At 70.3% G+C, this 20,995-nt stretch carries 17 protein-coding genes and 1 pseudogene; 7 read left to right on the plus strand and 11 right to left on the minus strand.

Going from position 1 to position 20,995, the window contains the following annotated elements:
* Entirely contained in the window at positions 1 to 1,266 is a 1,266-nt protein-coding gene (locus tag A4R44_RS18315; RefSeq protein ID WP_067582330.1) for a hydroxyacid-oxoacid transhydrogenase, read from the minus strand.
* A 129-nt stretch (positions 1,267 to 1,395) separates the two neighbouring features.
* Here A4R44_RS18315 and A4R44_RS18320 point away from each other — a divergent pair, with 129 nt between their 5' ends.
* Positions 1,396 to 4,260: an FAD-binding and (Fe-S)-binding domain-containing protein gene (locus A4R44_RS18320; protein ID WP_067581723.1), complete on the plus strand. Its 2,865-nt coding sequence runs from the start codon at positions 1,396 to 1,398 to the stop codon at positions 4,258 to 4,260.
* Positions 4,261 to 4,269: 9 nt separating this feature from the next.
* Here A4R44_RS18320 and A4R44_RS18325 read toward each other — a convergent pair whose 3' ends face one another.
* From A4R44_RS18325 to A4R44_RS18340, 4 genes are all read right to left on the minus strand, one after another.
* Positions 4,270 to 5,061, minus strand: coding sequence for an IclR family transcriptional regulator (locus tag A4R44_RS18325; protein ID WP_095213425.1), 792 nt, complete (start codon positions 5,059 to 5,061; stop codon positions 4,270 to 4,272).
* A 188-nt stretch (positions 5,062 to 5,249) separates the two neighbouring features.
* The gene (locus A4R44_RS18330; protein ID WP_067581726.1) at positions 5,250 to 5,756 is read right to left on the minus strand and encodes a GNAT family N-acetyltransferase; all 507 of its coding nucleotides are present in this window, start codon (positions 5,754 to 5,756) and stop codon (positions 5,250 to 5,252) included.
* Positions 5,753 to 6,253, minus strand: a complete 501-nt coding sequence (locus A4R44_RS18335) for a DUF5994 family protein (protein WP_369805906.1) — start codon at positions 6,251 to 6,253, stop codon at positions 5,753 to 5,755. The genes A4R44_RS18330 and A4R44_RS18335 overlap by 4 nt, the downstream gene beginning before the upstream one ends.
* Before the next feature lie 715 nt (positions 6,254 to 6,968).
* On the minus strand, positions 6,969 to 8,120 hold the full coding sequence (locus A4R44_RS18340) for a N(5)-(carboxyethyl)ornithine synthase (protein WP_067581732.1): 1,152 nt from the start codon (positions 8,118 to 8,120) through the stop codon (positions 6,969 to 6,971).
* Between the two features lie 309 nt (positions 8,121 to 8,429).
* Between A4R44_RS18340 and A4R44_RS48015 the strand changes: the two genes are divergently transcribed.
* Positions 8,430 to 8,948, plus strand: a complete 519-nt coding sequence (locus tag A4R44_RS48015) for a MarR family winged helix-turn-helix transcriptional regulator (protein WP_067581735.1) — start codon at positions 8,430 to 8,432, stop codon at positions 8,946 to 8,948.
* Here the strand turns inward: A4R44_RS48015 and A4R44_RS18350 are convergent.
* Together A4R44_RS18350 and A4R44_RS18355 are read right to left on the minus strand one after the other, a co-directional pair.
* A pseudogene (locus A4R44_RS18350) lies at positions 8,897 to 9,722 on the minus strand (SDR family oxidoreductase). The gene A4R44_RS48015 and the pseudogene A4R44_RS18350 sit on opposite strands and share 52 nt — an antisense overlap.
* Positions 9,723 to 10,499: 777 nt before the next feature.
* Positions 10,500 to 11,255, minus strand: coding sequence for an SDR family NAD(P)-dependent oxidoreductase (locus tag A4R44_RS18355; protein WP_067581738.1), 756 nt, complete (start codon positions 11,253 to 11,255; stop codon positions 10,500 to 10,502).
* Positions 11,256 to 11,430: 175 nt separating this feature from the next.
* Between A4R44_RS18355 and A4R44_RS18360 the strand changes: the two genes are divergently transcribed.
* The gene (locus tag A4R44_RS18360) at positions 11,431 to 12,171 is read left to right on the plus strand and encodes an SDR family NAD(P)-dependent oxidoreductase (protein WP_067581741.1); all 741 of its coding nucleotides are present in this window, start codon (positions 11,431 to 11,433) and stop codon (positions 12,169 to 12,171) included.
* 35 nt (positions 12,172 to 12,206) lie between these two features.
* On the opposite strand, the gene A4R44_RS18365 is transcribed toward A4R44_RS18360, so the two are convergent.
* From A4R44_RS18365 to A4R44_RS18380, 4 genes are all read right to left on the minus strand, one after another.
* Positions 12,207 to 13,037, minus strand: a complete 831-nt coding sequence (locus A4R44_RS18365; RefSeq protein ID WP_067581744.1) for an IclR family transcriptional regulator — start codon at positions 13,035 to 13,037, stop codon at positions 12,207 to 12,209.
* Positions 13,038 to 13,191: 154 nt separating this feature from the next.
* Positions 13,192 to 13,455 carry a ferredoxin gene (locus A4R44_RS18370; protein WP_198545340.1) on the minus strand — a complete coding sequence of 88 codons (264 nt, stop codon included), beginning with the start codon at positions 13,453 to 13,455 and terminating at the stop codon, positions 13,192 to 13,194.
* Positions 13,452 to 14,597: a Rieske 2Fe-2S domain-containing protein gene (locus tag A4R44_RS18375; RefSeq protein WP_067581748.1), complete on the minus strand. Its 1,146-nt coding sequence runs from the start codon at positions 14,595 to 14,597 to the stop codon at positions 13,452 to 13,454. Before A4R44_RS18375 ends, A4R44_RS18370 begins: the two co-directional genes overlap by 4 nt.
* An 89-nt stretch (positions 14,598 to 14,686) precedes the next feature.
* The gene (locus A4R44_RS18380) at positions 14,687 to 15,073 is read right to left on the minus strand and encodes a nuclear transport factor 2 family protein (protein ID WP_067581751.1); all 387 of its coding nucleotides are present in this window, start codon (positions 15,071 to 15,073) and stop codon (positions 14,687 to 14,689) included.
* 150 nt (positions 15,074 to 15,223) lie between these two features.
* Here A4R44_RS18380 and A4R44_RS18385 point away from each other — a divergent pair, with 150 nt between their 5' ends.
* The 4 genes from A4R44_RS18385 to A4R44_RS52430 all read left to right on the plus strand — a co-directional run bounded on the left by A4R44_RS18385 (position 15,224) and on the right by A4R44_RS52430 (position 20,993).
* Complete coding sequence (locus tag A4R44_RS18385; protein ID WP_067581754.1) at positions 15,224 to 16,264, plus strand: ferredoxin--NADP reductase; 1,041 nt, start codon at positions 15,224 to 15,226, stop codon at positions 16,262 to 16,264.
* Positions 16,265 to 16,352: 88 nt separating this feature from the next.
* The gene (locus tag A4R44_RS18390) at positions 16,353 to 17,537 is read left to right on the plus strand and encodes an acyl-CoA dehydrogenase family protein (protein WP_067581757.1); all 1,185 of its coding nucleotides are present in this window, start codon (positions 16,353 to 16,355) and stop codon (positions 17,535 to 17,537) included.
* A 14-nt stretch (positions 17,538 to 17,551) separates the two neighbouring features.
* Entirely contained in the window at positions 17,552 to 18,487 is a 936-nt protein-coding gene (locus tag A4R44_RS18395; RefSeq protein ID WP_067582340.1) for a VOC family protein, read from the plus strand.
* On the plus strand, positions 18,480 to 20,993 hold the full coding sequence (locus tag A4R44_RS52430) for an alpha/beta hydrolase fold domain-containing protein (RefSeq protein WP_067581760.1): 2,514 nt from the start codon (positions 18,480 to 18,482) through the stop codon (positions 20,991 to 20,993). Before A4R44_RS18395 ends, A4R44_RS52430 begins: the two co-directional genes overlap by 8 nt.
* The last annotated feature ends 2 nt before the right edge of the window (positions 20,994 to 20,995 follow it).

Below are 20,995 nucleotides of genomic sequence, written 5' to 3' on the forward strand. Positions count from 1 at the left end.
TCAAAGCGATCGGCGGAAGATGTCTTCGAGCGCGGTCCGGGTGACCGGACGGGGCACGACAGCCAGCTGACGGGTCTGCTTGAGGGTGCCCTCGACCAGGGTGTCGATGTCTTCGTCGCGGTAACCGAACGCGTGCAGTCCCTTCGGCATCTGGATGTCGGCCATCAGCTCGGTGAGCACGTGCGGGAGCGCGTCGGCGCCGTCCGCGGCGGTGAAGGTCTGCCCGCCGGACAGCAGGTGCGCGGCGTGCAGATGCCGTTCGGGCGCCGAGGGATAGGTCCAGCGGAACACCTCGGCGGCGGTCGCGGACACGGCCTGGCCGTGCGGGACCATCGGCATTTCCGGGTAGCCCTCGGCGCGGTACTGCTTCACCGCACCGGCGATCGGGTACGCGTTCGCGTGCGGCAGGTGGGTGCCGGCGTTGCCGAAACCGGTTCCGGCGTAGGTCGACGCGAGCGCCATCTGGGTGCGCGCGGTCAGGTCGCGGCCATTGAGGACAGCGGCGCGCAAATGCTTGCCCACCAACGTCAGCGCCATCTCGCACCAGACGTCGCTGATCGGGTTGGAGCCGCAGAACGCCGGTCGTTTCATCGGGTCTTCCGGCGCGGGCTTCGCGTCGAACGCGACGCTGGTGTAGCTCTCCAGCGCGTGTGACAGGACGTCCATGCCGCTGGCCGCGGTGACCGCCGAGGGCAGGCTGACCGTCGTGCGCGGGTCGACGACCGCCAGCGCCGGGCGCAGCGACGGGTGGCTCACCCCGGCCTTGAGATGCAGGCCGAGCAGGTCGACGACGCAGATCGTGGTCGATTCGGATCCGGTGCCCGCGGTGGTCGGGACGGCGATCAGCGGCTTCAGCGGCAGCCACGGCGCCTTGCCGGCGCCGATCGGCGGGGTCACGAAGTCGAGCAGCTCGCCGGGGTGGGTGGTCAGCAGGTTGACGGCCTTGGCGGTGTCGATCGCCGAGCCGCCGCCGATCGCGACGAAACAGTCCCATTCCTGCTGGCGGGCGTAGGCGACGGCCTCGTCGATGCTGGCGTCGGTCGGTTCGACGCCGACGCCGTCGAAGATCTCGCTTTTCACCCCGGCCGCGCGGATCGAGTCGAGCGCCCGGTCCGGGATGCCGGTGCCGCGGACACCGGGGTCGGTGAGGATCAGGCAGGACCTGGCCTGCCGGGCGGCCACCTCGGCGCCCAGCTCGTCGAGCGCGCCGGCACCGAACTTCAGCGGGGGCGCCGCCCAGGTGAAGACGCTTTCGTTGCGGGGCATGTCGGTCAAGGAGACCACTCCTCACGGCGAAGTTGACAACATGTGGAAGCTATATCCACTATGTGGCGAGCCTTCACGGTAGCCCGGCGACCGCGGCGCTGTGAACCCCCGATTTCCCAGGAGACGCCCATGCCGGCCCGAGCCCGTTCGCATTCGGCACTGCAGGAAGCACTCGCGCGGGCGGTGTCCGGCGAAGTCGCCGGCGACCCGGCCACGCTCGCCACCCACTCCACCGACGCGTCGAACTACCGGCACATCCCGCTGCTCGTGGTGCGGCCGCGCAGCGCCGACGACGTGGTGGCGGCGCTGCGGGTGTGCGCGGAACACGGCGCGCCCGTCCTCCCGCGCGGCGCGGCGACCAGCATCGGCGGGCAGGCCGCGAACCGCGCGGTGATCCTGGACTTCACCCGCCAGCTGAACCGCGTGCTGGACCTCGACCCCGCCGCCCGCACCGCGCGCGTCGAACCCGGTCTGGTGCTGGACCGGCTGCGCGAACGGGCCGCCGGGCACGGGCTCACCTTCGGCCCGGACCCGTCGACGCACAGCCGGTGCACGATCGGCGGCATGATCGGCAACAACGCCTGCGGTTCGCATTCGGTGGCCTGGGGCAAGACGGTCGACAACGTCCGCGCGCTGGAAATCGCCCTCCTCGACGGAACCCGGCTCGAGGTCGGCCCGACCTCCCCGGCGGAGCTGGAGGAATTCTGCGCCCGCGAGGATCCGGTCGGCGCGCTCTACCGCCGCCTGCGGGACCTGCGCGACGAATACCTGGCCGACATCCGGCTCGGCTACCCGAAACTGCCGCGGCGAGTCTCCGGGTACAACCTCGAATACCTGTTGCCGGAGAACGGTTTCGACGTCGCCAAGGCCCTCGTCGGCTCCGAGGGCACCTGCGCGACCATGCTGAGCGCGGTCCTCGACCTGGCCCCGGTCCCGGCGACGCGCGCGCTCGCCGTGCTGGGCTTCGAGAACAGCATCGCCGCCGCCGACGCCGTCCCGTCGCTGCTCGACCTCCCGGTGCTGACCATGGAAGGCATCGAGGCCGGTTTGGTCGCCGCTCTCGACGCCCGGAAACCCGGCGACCGCAGCACCCTGCCGGACGGAACGGCGTGGCTGTACCTGGAAACCGGCGGCGGCGACGCGGCGGAGGCGTTGGCCGTGGCCCACCAGGTCGCCGCCCGCGCGCCGCAGGTCGGCGCTTCCTCGCTCGTCGTGCAGGATCCCGTCGCCCAGCGGAAACTTTGGCGGATCCGGGAAGAAGGCGCAGGTCTCGCGACCCGGCTGGCCGACGGATCCGAGGCGTGGTCGGGCTGGGAAGACTCCGCGGTCCCGCCGGACCGGCTCGGCGCGTACCTGCGCGAATTCGACCTGCTGCTGGACAAGCACGGCCGGAAAGGCGTGGTCTACGGCCACTTCGGCGACGGCTGTCTCCACGTGCGGATCGATTTCCCGATGGCCGCACCGGAAGCGAAGGAAGCGTACCGCTCGTTCATGGTCGAGGCCGCGGAACTCGTCGTGTCCCACGGCGGCTCGCTGTCCGGTGAACACGGCGACGGCCAAGCGCGAGCCGAACTCCTGCCGCTGATGTTCTCGCCCCGGCTGATGCGGGCCTTCGCCGGCTTCAAGGCCGCCTTCGACCCAGCGAACGGCATGAACCCCGGCCGGGTCGTCGATCCCGCGCCGCTGGACGCCGATCTGCGCACGGTCATCGCCCCGCCGGTCCTGCCGACCCGGGCCCGGCTCGCCCTGCACGCCGACGACGGCGACCTGGCCGCGGCGTCCCGGCGCTGCGTGGGCGTGGGCAAATGCGTCTCCGCGTCCGGCGGGATGATGTGCCCGAGCTACCGCGCGACCGGCAAGGAGGAACACTCGACCCGCGGCCGCGCGCGCCTGCTGTTCGAAATGCTGGCCGGGGATGTCATCGAGGACGGCTGGCGCTCGCCGGAGGTCCGCGACGCGCTCGACCTGTGCCTCGGTTGCAAGGCGTGCAAATCCGACTGCCCGGTCGGCGTCGACATGGCCTCCTACCGGACCGAATTCCTCAGCCGCCATTACGAGCGGCGGATTCGCCCGATGTCGCACTACACGATGGGCGCGCTGCCGCGATGGCTCCGGCTGGGCGCCCCGTTCGCCCGCGCGGTCAACGCCGTGGCCGGGGGCCCGCTCCGGCCGGTGCTGAACCGCATGGGCGGGATCGCCGCCGAGCGCGAGTTGCCGCAGCTCGCGGCGCCGACCTTCGCCTCGTGGTTCCGCCGCCGGGAACGGGTGGCTTCCTCGTCGAAGGTCGTGCTGTGGCCGGACACTTTCACGAACTTCTTCGACCCCCGGGTCGGCCGGGACGCGGTCGCGGTGCTGGAAGCCCTCGGCCACGAGGTGGTCATCCCGGAGCGGACCGTCTGTTGTGGACTGACCTGGCACAGCACCGGTCAGCTGGGCACGGCGCGCCGGGTCCTGCGCCGGTCGCTGGACGCGCTGGACCCGTGGCTGCGGAAGGGAATTCCGGTGATCGGCCTGGAGCCGAGCTGCACCGCGACCCTGCGCGAGGACGGATCGGAGCTGCTGCCCGAGGATGCGCGGACGGCCTTGCTGAAGCGCGGCGTCCGGACGTTCGCGGAGCATGTCGGGGAGAGCGAGCTTCCCGCGTTGGCGAAGTCCTCGGCTCCGGTGCTCACTCAGGTGCATTGTCACCAGCACGCGGACCTCGGCTACGACGCGGACTCGCGGCTGCTCGGCCGGTTGTCCGAGCACTCGCAGGTGCTGCGCGAGGGCTGCTGCGGATTGGCGGGGAACTTCGGGTTCCAGCGAGGGCATTACGACGTTTCGGTCGCCGTCGCGGAGCACCAGCTGATGCCTGCCCTGCGCGCGGCGCCGGAGGGGACGGTGGTGCACGCGGACGGGTTCAGCTGCCGGACGCAGATTCGGCAGCTGTCCGAGCATCGGCCCGAGCATCTCGCCTCACTGACCGCGCGCGCCTTGGGAGTCAGCAGCGACTGAGGCGTACCGTCAGTAGCGAGTGAGCCGGTCCGGCGGCAGGAACGGCGCGATCTCCTTGGCCGCATCGATCGCCAGAGCGCCCAGCTGGGGAATCCGGTCCTCGGGCAGCCGGACGGTCGGCACCTGGATGACCACCGCCGCCCGGGCCAGCCCCCGTTCGTCCAGAACGCCGGCGCCGACGCACCGCACACCGGCGACGTTTTCCTCGTTGTCGATGCTGTACCCGCGATCGCGCGTCTCGGCCAGCTCCGCGGCGAGGTCGTCGCGGGTGGCGAGGGTGTGCGGCGTCAGCGCGGGCAGCTGCTCCGGGAGGCCCGCGAGGTAGGACTCCGCGTCGAGGGAGCCGGCGAGCATCGCCTTGCCGGAAGCCGTGGCGTACAACGGGAAACGCGCGCCGGGATGCTGCTCGAACCGCAGCGGGAGCGTCGACTGCGCGCGCAGCAGCACCACGGACTCGTTGCCCTCGCGGATCGTGATGTTGACCGACTCGCCGGTGTCGGCGTTGATCCGCTGGATGACCGGCAGCGCGAGCTGAAGGCCGTGCACCCGCTGGGCGGCCTGGCCGAGCAGGATCGAGCCGGGGCCGAGGTGGTAGCTGTCGGTGCGGGGGTTGTGCGCGACGAGCCCGTCGGCGCTCAGCGCGCGCACGACGCGGTGCGTCGTGCCCGGCGTGAGGTCCAGTTTGCGGGCGATCGCGGACAGGGTGAGTTCCCCGTCCTCGTCCATGAGCAGCGCCAGGATGCCGAGCGCTCGGCGGATGGCCTGCGTTCCGGCTGGCGGCTGTGCTCCGGTCTGGTTCACCTGGGTTCCGTGGTTCTCGCGCGGTCGGTTCAGGCCAGGTTAACGTGTGCCGCGGCCCGCGCGGCGCGGCGCACCCGGATACGGGGAACCGGGGCGCCTCGGCCAGGCCGCCGCGGGACGAAGAAAGGAGCGGGCGGCGTGGATCAGCCGGCTCGGGACCGACGGTCTCGAACTCGGCGCGCCCGCGGTCACGGGCGCGCCGGAACAGTTCTCCGCCGAGGGGGTTCCCGCCGCGCCCGGAACGGGATGCCCAGAGCGGCGAACACGCCGAGCATCGCCGAGTCCTCCGCACCGGTGTCGGCGACGAACGTCCGCACGCCCTCGTGCTCGGCGGAGGGGACGAGCTGCGCCAGCAGCAGTGCCGCGACGCCGAGCGCCGGGGTGCGGCGGTCGACGACGAGGGAGATCTCCGCCTCGGCCGGGTCGTCGGCGATCTCGTACCGTGCGACGCCGACCAGCCGGGCGCGCCGGAAACATCCGGCCGCGGCCGGTCCGGCTCCTGGGCGGGCCGAGAGCTGCCCGGCGAGCGGGGCCAGTCCCGCGCCGCCCAGTCCGAAGAACCGGCGGCGGTCGCGGCCGGACAGCCGGGCCCGCAGCGCGTCGAGTTCCGTGATGTCGCCGGAGTCCAGTTCGCGAACCCACACGGACTCGCCGTCGGCGAGGAGCGCTTTCACCGGCGGGGTGGTCGCGGTCATGGCCGGCAGCCGCCGATCGGCATGCCGGTTGCGCCCGCCGTCCTCCTCGGCGCTGGAGCCGCCAGGATGCCGCTGCAGCGGCCGGTGGCGCCGCGGCGGGACGCGAGTGTCAGCGCCGCGCGGTGCCCGGCGGTGTCCGACGCGTCCGGCGGCACGAAGAGGAGCGTGCCTCGGTGCGGTTCCGGGCCGGTGCGGGACCAGACCTGCCCGCCGAGGCCGGGCGGACCGTCGAGCCGGACGGGCTGCCCGCCGATCTCGGCCCGCCGTGGCGCGCTGTCCCGGCCGGACACCGGGTGCGCCGCCGTGGTCAGGCAGTCCAGGCGGGCTGTGCGCGCCTCGCCCGGTCCCGGCAGTTCGGCCGGCACCTCGCGGGGCCGCGGCCGCCTGCCGTCGTCGACGTGACCGGCGGATCCGGGTTCCGATCTCGGTGCGGGAGGCGCGCCGGGGCACGGCTGCGCGAGGGAGGTGCTGGTTCTGGGGTGCGGTTTCGGCATCATGCCGCCGTCCCGTCCCGATCGCGGGGACCGATGTGGGGGAGCCGAGGACGGCGCCTGCTCCGCTGCCGGCGCGCGAGATGCTCTCGGTGCCTTTCATGCTACGCCCGCGGCCGTCTTCGCCTGGGCTGGCGGCCGGACGTCCTGGTATTCGGGGACGCCCGGCCTGTCCGCACCAGCGGCGGTGGCCGCGCTGCCGCGGACGCTCCGGCGGGCCGCAGACGCGCCGGAGATCGGTGCGCGACAGCTTGCGGGTGGCCTCTTTCGCGGGGGAGGGAGGAAAGAGGCCACCCCTTCCGCGGGCCGGACGGGCAAGCCCTCCGGCGGGCCGCGGGTTTCGCCGGAATTGTCGCGGTGCGCGGGATCAGGCTGCTGCGCGAAGCAGGGTCTCGACCGCCCACGCCCGAGATGCTTTCGGATACCACCGACACTACACCTCGTCCGAGGGAGCCGTGCGGCGCGAAATCTCGCTGGTGGTGCAGAAGGTACTGAAGGAAAACGGCGCCGGCGGCGTGCCCGAAGCACGACAGAAAATCCGCGCTGGCACACCGGACCGGAATTTTCGGCGACCCTGCCGGACCGGCCGCGATTTCCGGAAGAATCCGGTGCCCTCAGCGGGGGAACGGTCCGGAAGAATCACCGGCCGCCCTCGGGAACCGGCGCCGGAAAGGACCCCGCTCACAGCCTTTTTTCGCGCCCGTCGCCGGACCGGCCGCGGTCAAGCCGTGCGGTGCGGGTAGTCCGCGGAGCGCCGCTGAAAAGCGAGAATCGCCGGGTTCGCGATGACGCCGTCGCGGATTTCGACGGCGCGCCCGACCACGTCCTCGGCGTCCCACGCGGAGGGTCCGCCGAGCACCGGCCGCAGCAGGGGGAGCAGCGCCTCGCTGATTTCCCAGGTGGCCGAACTCCACAGATAGGACGGGCTGTGGTCGACGGCGTAGTAGGTGATCCCGTCGCCGATCGGGAAGACCGGGTCGGCGAAGGTCGTGGGCCGGGCCCAGCTGAAACCCATGCCCTCGTCGCACGAGACGTCCACGATGAGGCTGCCGGGCGCGAAGGCGGCCAGGTCGGCTTCGACGAGGAAGGTCAGGGGTTCGGCGGGGTCCTGCAGCACGCAGTTGACGACGATGTCGTGCTCGGCGAGGAATCCGGCGAGGGGGACTCGTCCGCGGTCGGTGAGTGCGTGGCTGCGGCGGGGGTCGCCGGGGCTGTTCGCGTCGTGCTGGAAGTGGATCATCGTCGCGGAGTGGATCGGCGAGCCGACCGCGGTGACGCCGCGGCCGGTGAGGACGCGCACGTCGTGCACGCCGTGGGCGTTGAGCGCGGTGACCGCGCCGCGCGCGGTCGCCCCGAACCCGATCACCGCTGCCCGGAGGCGGCGTCCGTAGTCGCCGGTCGAACCGGTCAGCTGCAGGGCGTGCAGCACCGAGCAGTACCCGGCCAGCTCGTTGTTCTTGTGGAAGACGTGCAGCCCGAAGGAGCCGTCGCGGGTCCAGTGGTTCATCGCCTCGAACGCGATCAGCGTCAGCCTGCGGTCGACGGCCAGCTGGGTGAGTTCCCGGTCCTGGACGCAGTGCGGCCAGCCCCACAGCACCTGGTGCGGCCGCAGTTCGGCGAGGTCGGCCTGCAGCGGCTTGGCGAGCAGGACGACGTCGCATCCGGCGATGAGTTCTTCCCGGGTGCGCATCCCGGCGACCGCGCCCTTCAGCTGCTCGTCGGGCACGCCGAAGTCCTCGCCGTAGCCGTGTTCGAGATAAATGCGCTCGCGCAGGTCGGCGTCGATCCGCTCGACGTGGCCGGGATGGATGGGCAACCGGCGCTCGTCCGGTTTCCGCGAGCGCGCGACGACGCCGAGAGTCAGCTGATGCAACGGTTTCCTTTGCTGGAGGGCGTTCCGGCGAGCCGCGCGCCCATCGCGGCGACCGGCAACGGAATCCGGAGACGGGGACGTCAGAAGCCCGGCGTGCCGCGATCGTCGCCACGTGGCGCGCGAGAACCAGGCGGAATCCGGAGACGGCGCGGGCTCGATCGCCCGCGCGCGGGACGTTCCCGGACCCCTCGACACTACACGTGTCCGGGTCCCGGCAGGTCACGGTCGCGAGGCGAAACGAACGGGCGCCGTGCCCGGGCCAGTATCATCGGGAATCATACGGTCCGCTCACGATGGGCAGGGGAAACGATGTCAGGTCCGCTGGTGCCGGGCGGGATCGGGGAGCACACCAGCTGTCTCCTGGTCAAGCTCGGCCAGGTCGTGTTCCGGCTCGCCGAGGACCGGCTGCACGCGCTGGGCCTGCGGGTGCGGCACTACAGCGTCCTCCAGGCGCTGGCCGACAACGGCCCGATGTCGCAGCTGTCGCTGGGCGCGTACCTGCGCATCGACCCGGCGACCATGGTCAGCAGCCTGGACGACCTGGAGACCCTCGGGCTCGCCGCCCGCGCCCGCGACCCCGAAGACCGGCGGCGTTACGTCGTCGACCTCAGCGACGCGGGACGGAAGACGCTGCGCAAGGCGAACGAACTGCTGGCCGATCTCGACCAGTATGTGCTCAGCGACCTTCCGCGGCGCTCTCACGATTCCCTGCACAAGCTGCTGGCCAAAATGAACGAAGGCGAGACGCTGCCCGGGGAGTTCGACCGGATGCGGGATCAGGCCGGGTCGACGAAAATGTCCAGCGCCAGTTCGCCTTCGCCGCGCTGATAGCCGGACAGGTCTGTGACGCCTTCGGCGGCGAGCACCTCGTCGTCGATGAACAGGTTCCCGGTGCATTCGCGCGACGGCCGGGCGAGGATCGCGTACGCGGCATCGGCGATGATCTCCGGGGTGCGCGCTTGGCTTGCGCCGCCGATGATGTTGCGCACCGCCGCGGTGTCGATGAGAGTGCGCGGCCACAGTGAATTCGCGGCGATTCCGTCTGCTTTCAGTTCCTCCGCGAGGCCCACTGTGCACAGGCTCATGCCGTACTTGGAGAGCGTGTAGCCCAGGTGTGCGCCGACCCACACGGGGGAGAGGTTCAGCGGCGGCGACAGCGTCAGGATGTGCGGGTTCGCGGCCTTGCGCAGCTGCGGGATCGCCGCCTTGCTGAGCAGGAACGTGCCTCGGGTGTTGATGTCCTGCATGAGGTCGTAGCGCTTCATCGAGAGTTCTTCGGTGCCGGACCGGTCGAGCGCGCTGGCGTTGTTCACGACGATGTCGATGCCGCCGAACTGCGTCGCCGCCGCTTCGGCCGCGGCGAGCACGTCGTCCTCGGACCGCACGTCGCCGACGATCGGCAGCGCCTGGCCGCCGGCGGTTTCGATCTCCTTCGCGGCGGTGTAGACGGTGCCTTCCAGNGCCTTCCAGCTTCGGATGCGGTTCGGCGGTTTTCGCCAGCAGGACGACGTTCGCCCCCTCCCGCGCCGCGCGGGTCGCGATGGCCAGGCCGATGCCGCGGCTGCCGCCGGACATCAGGACGGTCTTTCCGGCGAGAGTCATGGCCGGGTCCTTTCGGGTGGGCGGACGTGGTCAGCCTGCCGCCCAGGGGCGGCCATGAGCGCAACATACCATTAGTGATGCGTATGATTTAAGAGGAAAATTGTCACGCTGGACCGCTGCCCGCGATCAGCCCCGGAGCGCGGACGCGAAGATGCCGGGCAGCTTCGTCCGGTCACGCGGGCCGGGCAGGTGATGGCGAACCGCGGCGCGCGGGGCGAGATCGCGAATTGCCCGGTGTACGCCGGGGAGGAACGGGTCCGTGCACGACGGCCCGCTTGCGTGGTCGAGAAGCAGCGCGTTGTGCGCGACGCCGATGCCGCGCCGGACGTCGGTGGCCGGGGAACGCGCCCTACGAGGCGCGGGCGGACGTTGACCGCGGTCGTGCCGTACCGCGGGCGCGTGATCTCTTTGGTGAACCCGCTGCCTAGACGCCGCTTCGTCCGCGGGCGGAGCATGATCTTCCCGGTCGGCCTTTCGATCGCGAAGTCGACGGCGCGGTCGAGGAACTGCTGCGGGTTTCCGGGGAGGTGCGCGACCGCCAGCAGGCAGCAGGGAGTGCGCTTCCGTGCCGCGGCATCCGTTTTTCGCCGCGCCGCGAGGAAAGTGTCCTTACCCATTGTTGTGCAGCTTCTGCCTGTCCAGCCGGAACGACCGGCGGTCCGCCCGGCCCGGACACGAGACCTTCTCAATTCACACCGGGTGTCCAGCGGCGGGCGGGAGAAAGCGACATCGCTTCGCCCGCGTTGTCCGGCCAGGAGAACCAGGCGCTTGAGCACATCAGGCGCCGTATCCGCCGTCGACGTCGAGCTTCTGCCCGCTGATGAACCCGGCGCGGTCCGAGGCCAGGAAGCACACCGCTTCCGCGATGTCCTGTGCGTCGCCGAAGGTGCGCAACGGGATGGCGCGCCGGGCCGCGTCGAGGGCGCGGTCGTCGAGGTCGCCGCTGGCCGTCAGGTCCGCGGCCATCCCGTCGGTCAGCATTCCGGGCCCGACGCAGTTGACCCGGACGCCGAACCGGCCTTCCTCGGCCGCGAACGCCCGTGCGGTCGCTTCCACCGCGCCCTTGGGCCCGGCGGAAAGGCCGTCGCGGGCGGGGTACCGCTTGGTCGCCGCGGTGGTGACCGCGACGACCGAGCCCTTGCTGGCACGCAGGGCGGGCAGCGCCGGGTGGACGAGATTGAAGAACGCGGCGGCTTCCGCGGTGAGGTGCCTGCCGAAGTCAGCGGGATCCACTGTGGACAGATGCTGTTGCGGGACGAGCGGTCCGGCGGCGTGGACGAGGGTGTGGATCGCTCCGAAGCGCTCGACCACGCGGTCGAGGTACGCCTTGGTCTGCTGGGCGTCGGTGAGGTCCAGGGGATCTGCGGTCGCTTCGAGTTCGGCGGCTAGCCGCTTTGCTGCTTCGTGATCGCTGCGGTAGGCGAAGGCGATCGCGGAGCCGCGTTCGGCGAGGGTCCGGCAGATCGCGGCGCCCAGCCCTCCGGTCCCGCCGGTCACGACCGCGACGCCCGGCTTGCCGTGGAAATCCTTCAAGGGCAGCCTTCTCCCATCGGCACAAAGCAAGCGCTTGGTGCGAGCTTACGGTCCCGCACGGCACTGGTCAAACGGGGAAAGCAGGTGTCCGCTGAGCCGACGCATGCCCTCCGCTCGCCGTTCGCGCGAAGGTACCTTCGGGCGACTGAGCGCTCCGAGCCGAAGGAAGTGGAACGTGACCGAACAACTCGTGGAGCTGCGGGACAAAATCGTGTTCGTCACCGGTGCCGCGCAAGGGCAGGGCGCCGAGCACGCGAGGACCACCGCGCGGTTGGGCGCGCGCGTCGTCCTGGCGGACCTGGACGAAAGCGCCGTCGCCGCGGTCGCGGACGAGATCGACGGCGAGACGCTCGCCGTCGGACTGGACGTGCGCAGCAAGGAAAACTGGACCGCCGCCATGGAACGCGCCCGCGCCGGGTTCGGCCGGGTCGACGTGCTCGTCAACAACGCCGGTTTCTACCGCAAGGCGCCCCTGGAGAGCTTCGAGGAAGACCACCTCACGCACACCTTGGGCGTCAATCTGATCGGCCCGGTCCTCGGGATGCAGGCCGTGCTGCCGTTGATGCGCGAACGCGGCGGTTCGATCGTCAACGTCGCTTCGACCGCGGCGCTGACCGGCTTCGCGGGCGGGCTGGGGTACGGCGCGTCGAAATGGGGGCTGCGCGGGGCGAGCAAATCCGCGGCGAAGGAGCTCGGCGAGTTCGGCATCCGGGTCAACTGCGTCTGCCCGGGCGCGATCGACACGCAGATGATCTCCGAGACGACCCGCGCGGGCGGCGGTGCGGTGGCGGGGCAGCCGATCCGCCGCCCCGGCAAGACCGGCGAGGTGGCGGCACTGGTGGCGTTCCTCGCCAGTGACGCGAGCAGTTACTGCACCGGGCAGGATTTCGTGATCGACGGTGGCCAGACCGCGTGACGCACCGCTGGCCGGCCCTCCGCGGCGAGGGCCGGTCAGCCGGAAGCGGGCCGTCCGTCGGCGAGCTGGAGTTCGGCCCCCGAAGAGGGCAGGTCCGGCACCGCCCGCGGCCGCAGCGTGGGCACCCCGTTGGCGACCCGCCACACCGTAGCCGCGGCATTGCGCACCTCGGCGGTCGTGGCGACCAGATCGAGCGCCCGCGTCGGCCCGCACACCGACAGCGCGAAGTGCCCGTCGTCGTCCATGGTGGTGATCGGCGCGGCCACCACGGTCACGCCGTGATGAGTGCCCTGCGCGTCCACCGCCACGCCGCCGCGGTCGCGGACCCGGGCGAGGTCGCGCATGAGCTGGCTGCGCGACTGGATGGAGTACTGGGTCGGCGCGTAATCGAAATGCAGCTCTGGCCAGCGGTCGGGGGAGAGGGTGGCGAGCAGCGCGCGGCCCGGTGCGGTGAGCGTGACCGGCTGACGGGCGCCCGCGCTCCATTGCCCGGAGGCGGACGGCCACGAGCCGATCCGTTCGAGGTGCATGATCTCGGCGCCGACCAGCATGCTCAGGTACACCGTCAGCCCGCTGCGGCGGTGCAGTCCGGCCATCACCGTGACGGCGGCGCGGGGGACGGTGCGCCGCCGGGTGAACTGCGAGCCGAGTTCGAACATGCGCACCCCCAGCGTGTAGGTGAATTCCTTGCGCTCCACCCAGCCGAGTTCGACCAGCCGCTGCAGGATCCGGTGCGCCGAGGACCGCGGCACGTGGGAGCGGCGGGCGAGTTCGGCCAGGGTCAGCGGCCGTTCGCCCACGAAGGACTCCAGCAGCGACGCGACGCGGTCGATCATCGCCGCGGGGGCCTCCTCGATGTGCGCCATTGCAACACCACCTCCAGACTGCGTATGTCAGATTGAGACTACCTGTCAGAATCTGACACATTGGAGTGTAGGCACACCGGTGCTCGGCTGTAAACCGCCTGCGGACAGCGAGATGCGCCGTGCCCGGGGAACCGGGCACGGCGCATCCGTGCGGTCATACGGTCTGGACTATCCGCAGCCCTCCGGCGGCGACTTCGGCTTCGAGGGACTCCTTGAGCCGCGAACATCCCGCCAGCGCGGGACCCGGCATCGGCGCCGCGCCGAGTTCCGCGCAGGCTTCGACGGCGTCGGCGTTCCACTGCAAGCTCGTCTGGTGCACCGTGCTCTTGCGCACCAGCAGACGCGCCGCGCAGTGCTGGCACCGCAACGGCTGCATCGGCACGTCGTCGAGCCGGTTGTCGGTCCTGGATTCGCTCACGGCGCGGTCTCCGTCGGCTTCGCCTGGCGGGCGATGTTGGCGGCCACCTCGTCGTGCCACGCCCGCGTCGGCCGGGTGAGATCCAGTTCGTACTCGAACCGGTCGACCATTTCCGGGCGGACGTCGGCGACGTCGACGTAGAACTGCTCGTACCAGCGGCGCAGCTGGTACACTGGCCCGTCCTCCTCGCACAGCAGCGGATTGTCGATCCGGGCCTTGTTCTTCCAGATCTCGACGTCCTGCTCGAAGCCGGCCTTGATGTAGTCGCCGAGCGCGATCGCCGAGCGCATCGCCGCGTCCTCGGGCAGCGTGGCCGATTTCTTGACGATGATCCCGTACTGCAGCACGAACGAATCCGCCGTGATCGGGTAGTGGCAGTTGAGCAGAACCGTGTGGTGATCGCCGAATTCGTAGTGGTAGGTCAGGTCGTCGATCATGAACGACGGGCCGTAGTACGACGCGACGGAGGTGCTGCCGAGCATTTTCGGCTGCCCCTCCGGCGCGGGATAGTCGTCGCGGGAGTCGCCGTTCATGTACTGGGTCGCGACGTGGCCTTCGAAGACGTTCTTGAAGTAGGTCGGCAGCGATCCGTGCACGTAAAAGAAATGCGCCATGTCCACGACGTTGTCGATGATCTCGCGGCAGTTGGTGTCGACGACGGTGGTGTACCAGTGCCAGTCGGTCCACTCGTCGCTTTCCGCGCCCTCGATGCGGGGGATGGCCACCTCGCCGGTCGGCTTCCCGCCTTCCGGGTCGTGCCAGACGAACAGCAAACCGTCCTGCTGCGAGGTCGTCCACGCCCGCGTGCGCGCGAGCATCGGGACGCGTTTGCTGTACGGGATCCGCTTGCACCGGCCGTCGCCGCCCCAGCGCCAGTCGTGGAACGGGCAGGCGATCTCGTCGTCCTTCACCTCGCCCTGGGACAGGTCGCCGCCGAGGTGGCGGCAGTAGGAATCGAGGATATTGATCTTTCCGTTCGCCCCGCGGAACACCACGAGTTTCGTGCCGAAGGCGTGCACGGTATGCGGTTTGCCGTCGGCGAAATCGCGGACGAGGCCGAGGCAATGCCAGCCGCGGGCGAAGCGGGCGGGTGCCGAATCCGCTTCGATCAGGCGGATTTCGTCCGGTTGCAGAGAAGTCATCGCGCTCTCCTGGAAAGGGTAGGCGGGCAGCTGTCAGTCCGGTGCGTTCCGGTTCTAACAAGCGCCGGGGCGGTGAATCCGGGCGCAGTTCACTGACTGGAACGTCGCTGGTGCACGACGTCGGCCGGGCTCCAGATCGCGCGCATGCTCGTGATCCGGCCGCGCTCGTCGAACGTCATGACGTCGATCGGCTCGATCGAGCTGACGAACTCGCCGGTCGTGGTGATCACGCGCAGGTGGAAGGCGGCAGTGTCGCCGGAGGCCCGGACAGTCAGCAGTTCGGCGGTGAGGGCGAGGCCTTCGAGTTCGCTGTAGAACGCGGCGATGGCTGCCCGGCCCTTGCGGACGGCGCTGCCCGCGGGGTCCTCGACGGTGGCGTCTTCGGCGTAAAGAGCGGCGATCTGCGTCGAGTCGCCTGCTTCGAGCCTGCGCGCGTACTCCGCGACGGTGTGGGCGATCTTGTCGGTAGTCAGCATGCGAGGGATGCAAGCACAGCGAAGAGCGGGAAAAAGCCCGAGCAACCGCTTGGTGGGAAGGTCGTCTCCCGGTCAGCGAAACGACCGCGCTCCGCCGGCCGGGCGCGGCCGTACGGTTCCGCGATCAGGCGACGACGACCAGGAGGGTGGATGTCCACCGAAACGAGCACCGGCGGCGAGGCCGCGCCGGATTCGCGCGGGAAACGGGTCCGGGTGACCGCCGTCGTGGAGGAGACCGCCGACGCGCGCTCGTTCGTCGTGGAGCCGGTCGAGGGACCCGCCTTCGGCTACCGGGCCGGGCAGTTCCTGACCGTGCGGGTCCCGGACGCCGGAACGGGTTCCGCCCGCTGCTATTCGCTGTCGAGTTCGCCGCACTGCGATCAGGCGATGAAGTTCACCGTCAAGCGCGTGCGGGGCGGGCACGGGTCCAGCTGGCTGTGCGACACCGTGACCGCGGGCGCCGAGCTGGACGTGCTCCCGCCTGCCGGAACCTTCACGCCCGCGTCGCTGGACCAGTCCGCGGTACTGGTCGCGGGAGGCAGCGGGATCACGCCGGTGATCGCCATCGCGAAGTCGATCCTGTTCGGCGGCAGCGGGAACGTCGTGCTGCTCTACGCGAACCGCGACGAGGCGTCGGTGATCTTCGCCGCCGAACTGGCCGCGCTCGAAAGCAAGTTTCCCGATCGCTTCACGGTGCTCCACCTGCTGGAATCGCTCCAGGGCTATCCCAGCCGGAACCTGCTGACCGTGGTGCTGCGTCCGTTCGCCGACCGCGACGTCTACCTCTGCGGGCCGGAGCCGTTGATGGATCTGGCGGCGGAGGTCTGCGCGAGCGTCGGAATAACCGGGGTGCACTCGGAACGATTCCTTTCCCTGCGGCAAGATCCTTTTGCGCCAGCGGAATCCGGGACCGGCGAGGTCGCGTGCACCGTGCGGGTCTCGCTCGAAGGCGAGGACCACGTCGTCCCGTGGAAAGCCGGGGAGAAACTCCTCGACGCGCTGCTGGCCGCGGGCGTCGACGCACCGTACTCGTGCCGCGAAGGTGCCTGCAGCGCGTGCGTGTGCGCGGTGACCGAAGGAAAAGTGCACCTGGCGCGCAACGAGATTCTCGCCGAGGACGACCTCGCCGAGGGGTACGTCCTGGCGTGCCAGGCGGAACCGGTCAGCGCCGAGATCGCGATCGAGTACTGAAACCGCTGTTCCACTCATCAGGAGACCGGGGCCGATCCGGCTTCCCGGTTGGCAAGCTCGACCCATCGCCCGCACACGAGGAGCCTTCATGCCGAATCCAGCAATCGACAACATCGAGGCGATCGCCGAGGAACTCCGCGCCGGCGCCGAGGAAGGCGAGTCGCTCGGCCGGTTGCCGGACGACATGGCGAAGCGGCTCAAGCAGGCGGGCATCATTCGCTTGCTGCAGCGCAAGAAGTACAACGGCTACGAAGCGCACCCGCGCGAGTTCGCCGAGACGGTGATGAAGACCGCGAGCATCTACGGGTCGGCGGGCTGGGTGGGCGGCATCGTCGGCGTGCACCCGTGGCAGCTCGCCTTCGCCGATCCTCAGGTGCAGGAAGAGATCCTGGGGGAGGACACCGACACCTGGCAGGCGTCGCCGTACATGCCCGCTGGCGTCGCTGTTCCGGCCGACGGCGGCTTCGTGCTGAACGGCCGCTGGCAGTTCTCGTCGGGGACCGACCACTGCGACTGGATCTTCCTCGGTGCGCTGCTCGGCGGCCAGGACGGTCAGCCGCTGATGCCGCCGCACAGCATGCACGTGATCCTGCCGCGTTCGGATTACGAGATCATCGGCGGTTCCTGGGACGTCGTCGGCCTGCGCGGCACCGGCAGCAAGGACATCGTGGTCAAGGACGCGTTCGTCCCGGCTTACCGGGTGATGGACGCGGACAAGGTCATCGACGGTTCGGCGGCGAGGGAGTACGGCGTCACCGAGACGCTGTACAAAATGCCGTGGTCGACGATCTTCCCGCTCGGCATCACCTCGGCGACCATCGGCATCTGCGAGGGCGTGCTGGCCGCCGGGATCGGCTACCAGCGCAACCGCGTCGGCGCGACCGGCACGCTCGTCAAGGACGACCCGTACGTGCTGCACGCGCTCAGCGATTCGGCCTCGGAGATCGACGCCGCCCGCCAGCAGCTGCTGTCCAATGTGGACCGGGTGTGGGACAAGGTCGACCGCGGCGAGGAGATCGACTTCGCCACGCGTGCCCGGATCCGCCGGGATCAAGCCCGCGCGGCGTGGCGAGCGGTGCGCGCCGCCGACGAGATCTTCGACCGCGCCGGAGGGAACGCGTTGCGGATGGACAACCCGTTGCAGCGCTTCTGGCGCGACGCGCACGCCGGTCTGCACCACGCCATCCACGTCACCAGCACCACTTACCACGCCGCCGCGCTGGCGTCGTTGAACGTCGAAGTCCCGCAGGGCCCGCTGCGCGTGATGATCTGAGAAAGGACCCCATGATGAGCGAAATCAAGGGACTCGGCTACGTCCGGGTCATCGCCACCGACCTGGCGCGCTGGCGCGAACTCGGCTTCGACGTGCTCGGTTTCGCGCCGGGCTTCGGCGACGAGAAGGACGCGCTGCACTTCCGGATGGACGAGCGGCCGTCCCGGATCACCGTCGAGCACGGCGACGCCGACCGCGTGACGGCGGTCGGCTGGGAAGTGCGGGACGCACCCGCGCTGCGCCGGCTGCGGGCGGCTCTCGAAGAGTCCGGGGTGGAATGCACGCCGATGTCGCAGGAACTCGCGGACCGGCGCAAGGTCGAGGCCGGCTTCTCCGCCGAGGACCCGGGCGGGACGCCGCTCGAGTTCTTCCACGGGCCGGTGCTCGAACACAGCCCGGTGCTCACCAAATACGCCCACAAGTTCGTCACCGGCGCACAGGGCCTCGGGCACGTGGTCATGCCGACCACCAGCTTCGACGAGTCCTTCGAGTTCTACACCGGAACGCTCGGCTTCCTGTCCCGCGGCGCGTTCCGGATGCCCGGCCCGCCCGAAGCCGGTCCGCTGCGGATCCGGTTCCTCGGGATCAACCAGCGCCACCACAGCCTGGCGATCATGCCGAGCCTGGAAGGCCGCGACCCGGGCCTGATCCACGTCATGGTGGAGGTCGATTCGCTCGACGCGGTCGGCCGCGCCTACGACCAGGTCCTCGCGCGCGATTTCCCGGTGTCCTCCACGCTGGGGCGGCACACCAACGACAAGATGATCTCGTTCTACGTGCGCGTCCCCGGCGGCTGGGACATCGAGTACGGCTACGGCGGCCAGCTCGTCGACGAGAGCTATTACACCGCCGAGGAAATCACTGCGGACAGCTACTGGGGCCACGAATGGCTCTGGATGAAGGAGATGAAACAAGCGCAGCAGGCCGCCGAGTCCACTGTGGATGTCTGACGTGGAAGACTGTTTCGACGCAGTCGTCGTCGGGGCCGGGATCGCCGGTCTGTACGCGGTGCACGAACTCCGCGCGCGCGGCCTGCGGGTGCGCGGCTTCGAGAGCGCGGCCGGGGTGGGCGGCACGTGGTACCACAACCGGTACCCCGGTGCGCGGTGCGACGTCGAAAGCATCGACTATTCCTACTCGTTCGACGAAGAACTGCAGCAGGACTGGACGTGGAGCGAACGGTTCGCGACCCAGGAAGAGATTCTGCGGTATCTCGACCACGTGGCGGACCGGCACGATCTGCGTCCGGCGTACGAGTTGTCGACCCGGGTGACCGCGGCGGAGTACGACGAACGGTCCGGGCGGTGGACGGTTCGCACCGACACCGCCCGGACCGTCAGCGCGCGTTTTCTCGTGCTGGCTACCGGTGTCTTGTCCGCCACCACCATGCCGGAGATTCCCGGGCGGGACAGTTTCGCGGGCGAGCTGTACCACACCGGTTCCTGGCCGCAGCACGCCGTGGCATTCGAGGGCAAGCGGGTCGGCGTGATCGGGACCGGGTCGTCCGGGATCCAGACGATCCCGGTCGTCGCCGAAACCGCCGCGCAGGTCACGGTTTTCCAGCGGAGCCCCAACTATTCGATCCCCGCCCGGAACCACCCGCTGACCCCGGAGTACGTCGCGGAAATCAAGGCCGGCTATGCCGAACGCCGGCGGCTGTCGCGGATCAGCGGCGGCGGCACGCCCACCAGCCCGCACCCGCGCGGCGCGCTCGAGGTCGACGCCGCCGAGCGGACCCGGATTTACGACCAGTGGTGGGAGCGCGGGGGATACCTGTTCGCCAAGGCATTCCCGGACCAGACCACGAACCTCGCCGCCAACGACACCGCCCGCGAGTACGTCGAGGCGAAGATCCGCGAACTCGTGCACGATCCGGAGATCGCCGAGCAGCTCATCCCGGACGACCATCCGATCGGCACGAAACGCATCGTCACCGACAGCGGCTATTTCGAGACCTACAACCGCGATAACGTCAAGCTGGTCAACCTGAGGCGCACACCGATCAGCGAGATCACGCCGGAGGGAGTCCGCACGTCGGACGCGTTCCACGAACTCGACCTGCTGATCTTCGCCACCGGCTTCGACGCCATGACGGGTTCGCTGTCCCGGATCGACATCCGCGGCCGGGACGGGCGCGCGCTGCGCGACGAATGGTCGGCGGGACCGCGCACCTACCTCGGGCTGGCGGTCGCCGGATTCCCCAACATGTTCGTCGTTTCCGGGCCCGGCAGCCCGAGCGTCCTGGCGAACATGGTGCTGACCGCGGAACAGCACGTGGACTGGATCGCGTCCTGTGTGGACTATCTCGGGGAAAACCGGGTTTCGACCATCGAGGCGACCGAGGACGCCGTGACGCACTGGGTGGCCGAGTGCAACGCCAACGCGGCGGCGACGTTGTTCCCGGCCGCCAGCTCCTGGTACCTCGGCGCGAACATCCCCGGCAAGCCGCGGGTGTTCATGCCCTACCTCGGCGGGCTCGGCAAATACCGGGCGATCTGCGACGATGTCGCGGCCGCCGGATACCGGGGGTTCGTCCTCGGCGATCCCGCGGGCACCGAGGTGAAGGCGATGCTGGCCGGGCTGGCCGGCTTCCCGGACGTGACCCAGCACGATCCCGCCGAGCTGCGGGCGATCATCCGGTCCCGCCGGGCACCGCTGACGCGCCAGCCCGCGATGCGGATCGCGGAGGACCGCGTCATCGAAGGCCCCGGCGGCGACCTGCCGCTGCGGATCTACGCGCCACACCACGACGGGCCGCTTCCGGCGGTCGTCTTCGCGCACGGCGGCGGTTTCGTGTTCTGCGACCTCGACAGCCACGACGAGTTCTGCCGCTCCATGGCCGCCGCGGTGGGAGCTGTCGTGATCGCGGTCGGCTACCGGCTGGCCCCGGACCATCCCGGACCCGCGGCGATGGAGGACATGTACACGGCGCTGGTCTGGGCGGCTCAGCACGCCGCCGAGTACGGGGGAGACCCGGCCAGGATCGGCGTGGCCGGCGACAGCGCCGGGGGCAACCTGGCCGCCACGGTGTGCCTCGCGGCCCGAGACCGCGGCGGCCCGCGCATCGCCGGGCAAGTCCTGCTGTACCCGGTGATCGACGACGATTTCTCCACCGAGTCCTACCGGCGCTACGGCGAGGGCTACTACAACACCGAGACCGCGATGCGGTGGTACTGGGCGCAATACGCGCCGGACGGAACCGACAGCCCCTACCTGGTGCCCACGCGGGCCGAGTCGCTGGCAGACCTTCCGCCCGCAGTGGTCGCGACCGCCGAGCTGGACCCGCTCTGCGCCTCCGGCGACGACTACGCGCAGCGGCTGCGGGCAGCCGGGGCACCAGTCACCGCGCACCGGTTCGAGGGCCTGTTCCACGGCTTCCTGACGATCCCGGCGTTGTCCCTGACCGGACCCGCGCGCGAGAAGCTCTGGCAGATGATGCGGGACCTCCTGGCCTAGGA

This window comes from Amycolatopsis sp. M39 (assembly GCF_001651785.1).
Classification (GTDB): Bacteria; Actinomycetota; Actinomycetes; order Mycobacteriales; family Pseudonocardiaceae; genus Amycolatopsis; species Amycolatopsis rubida.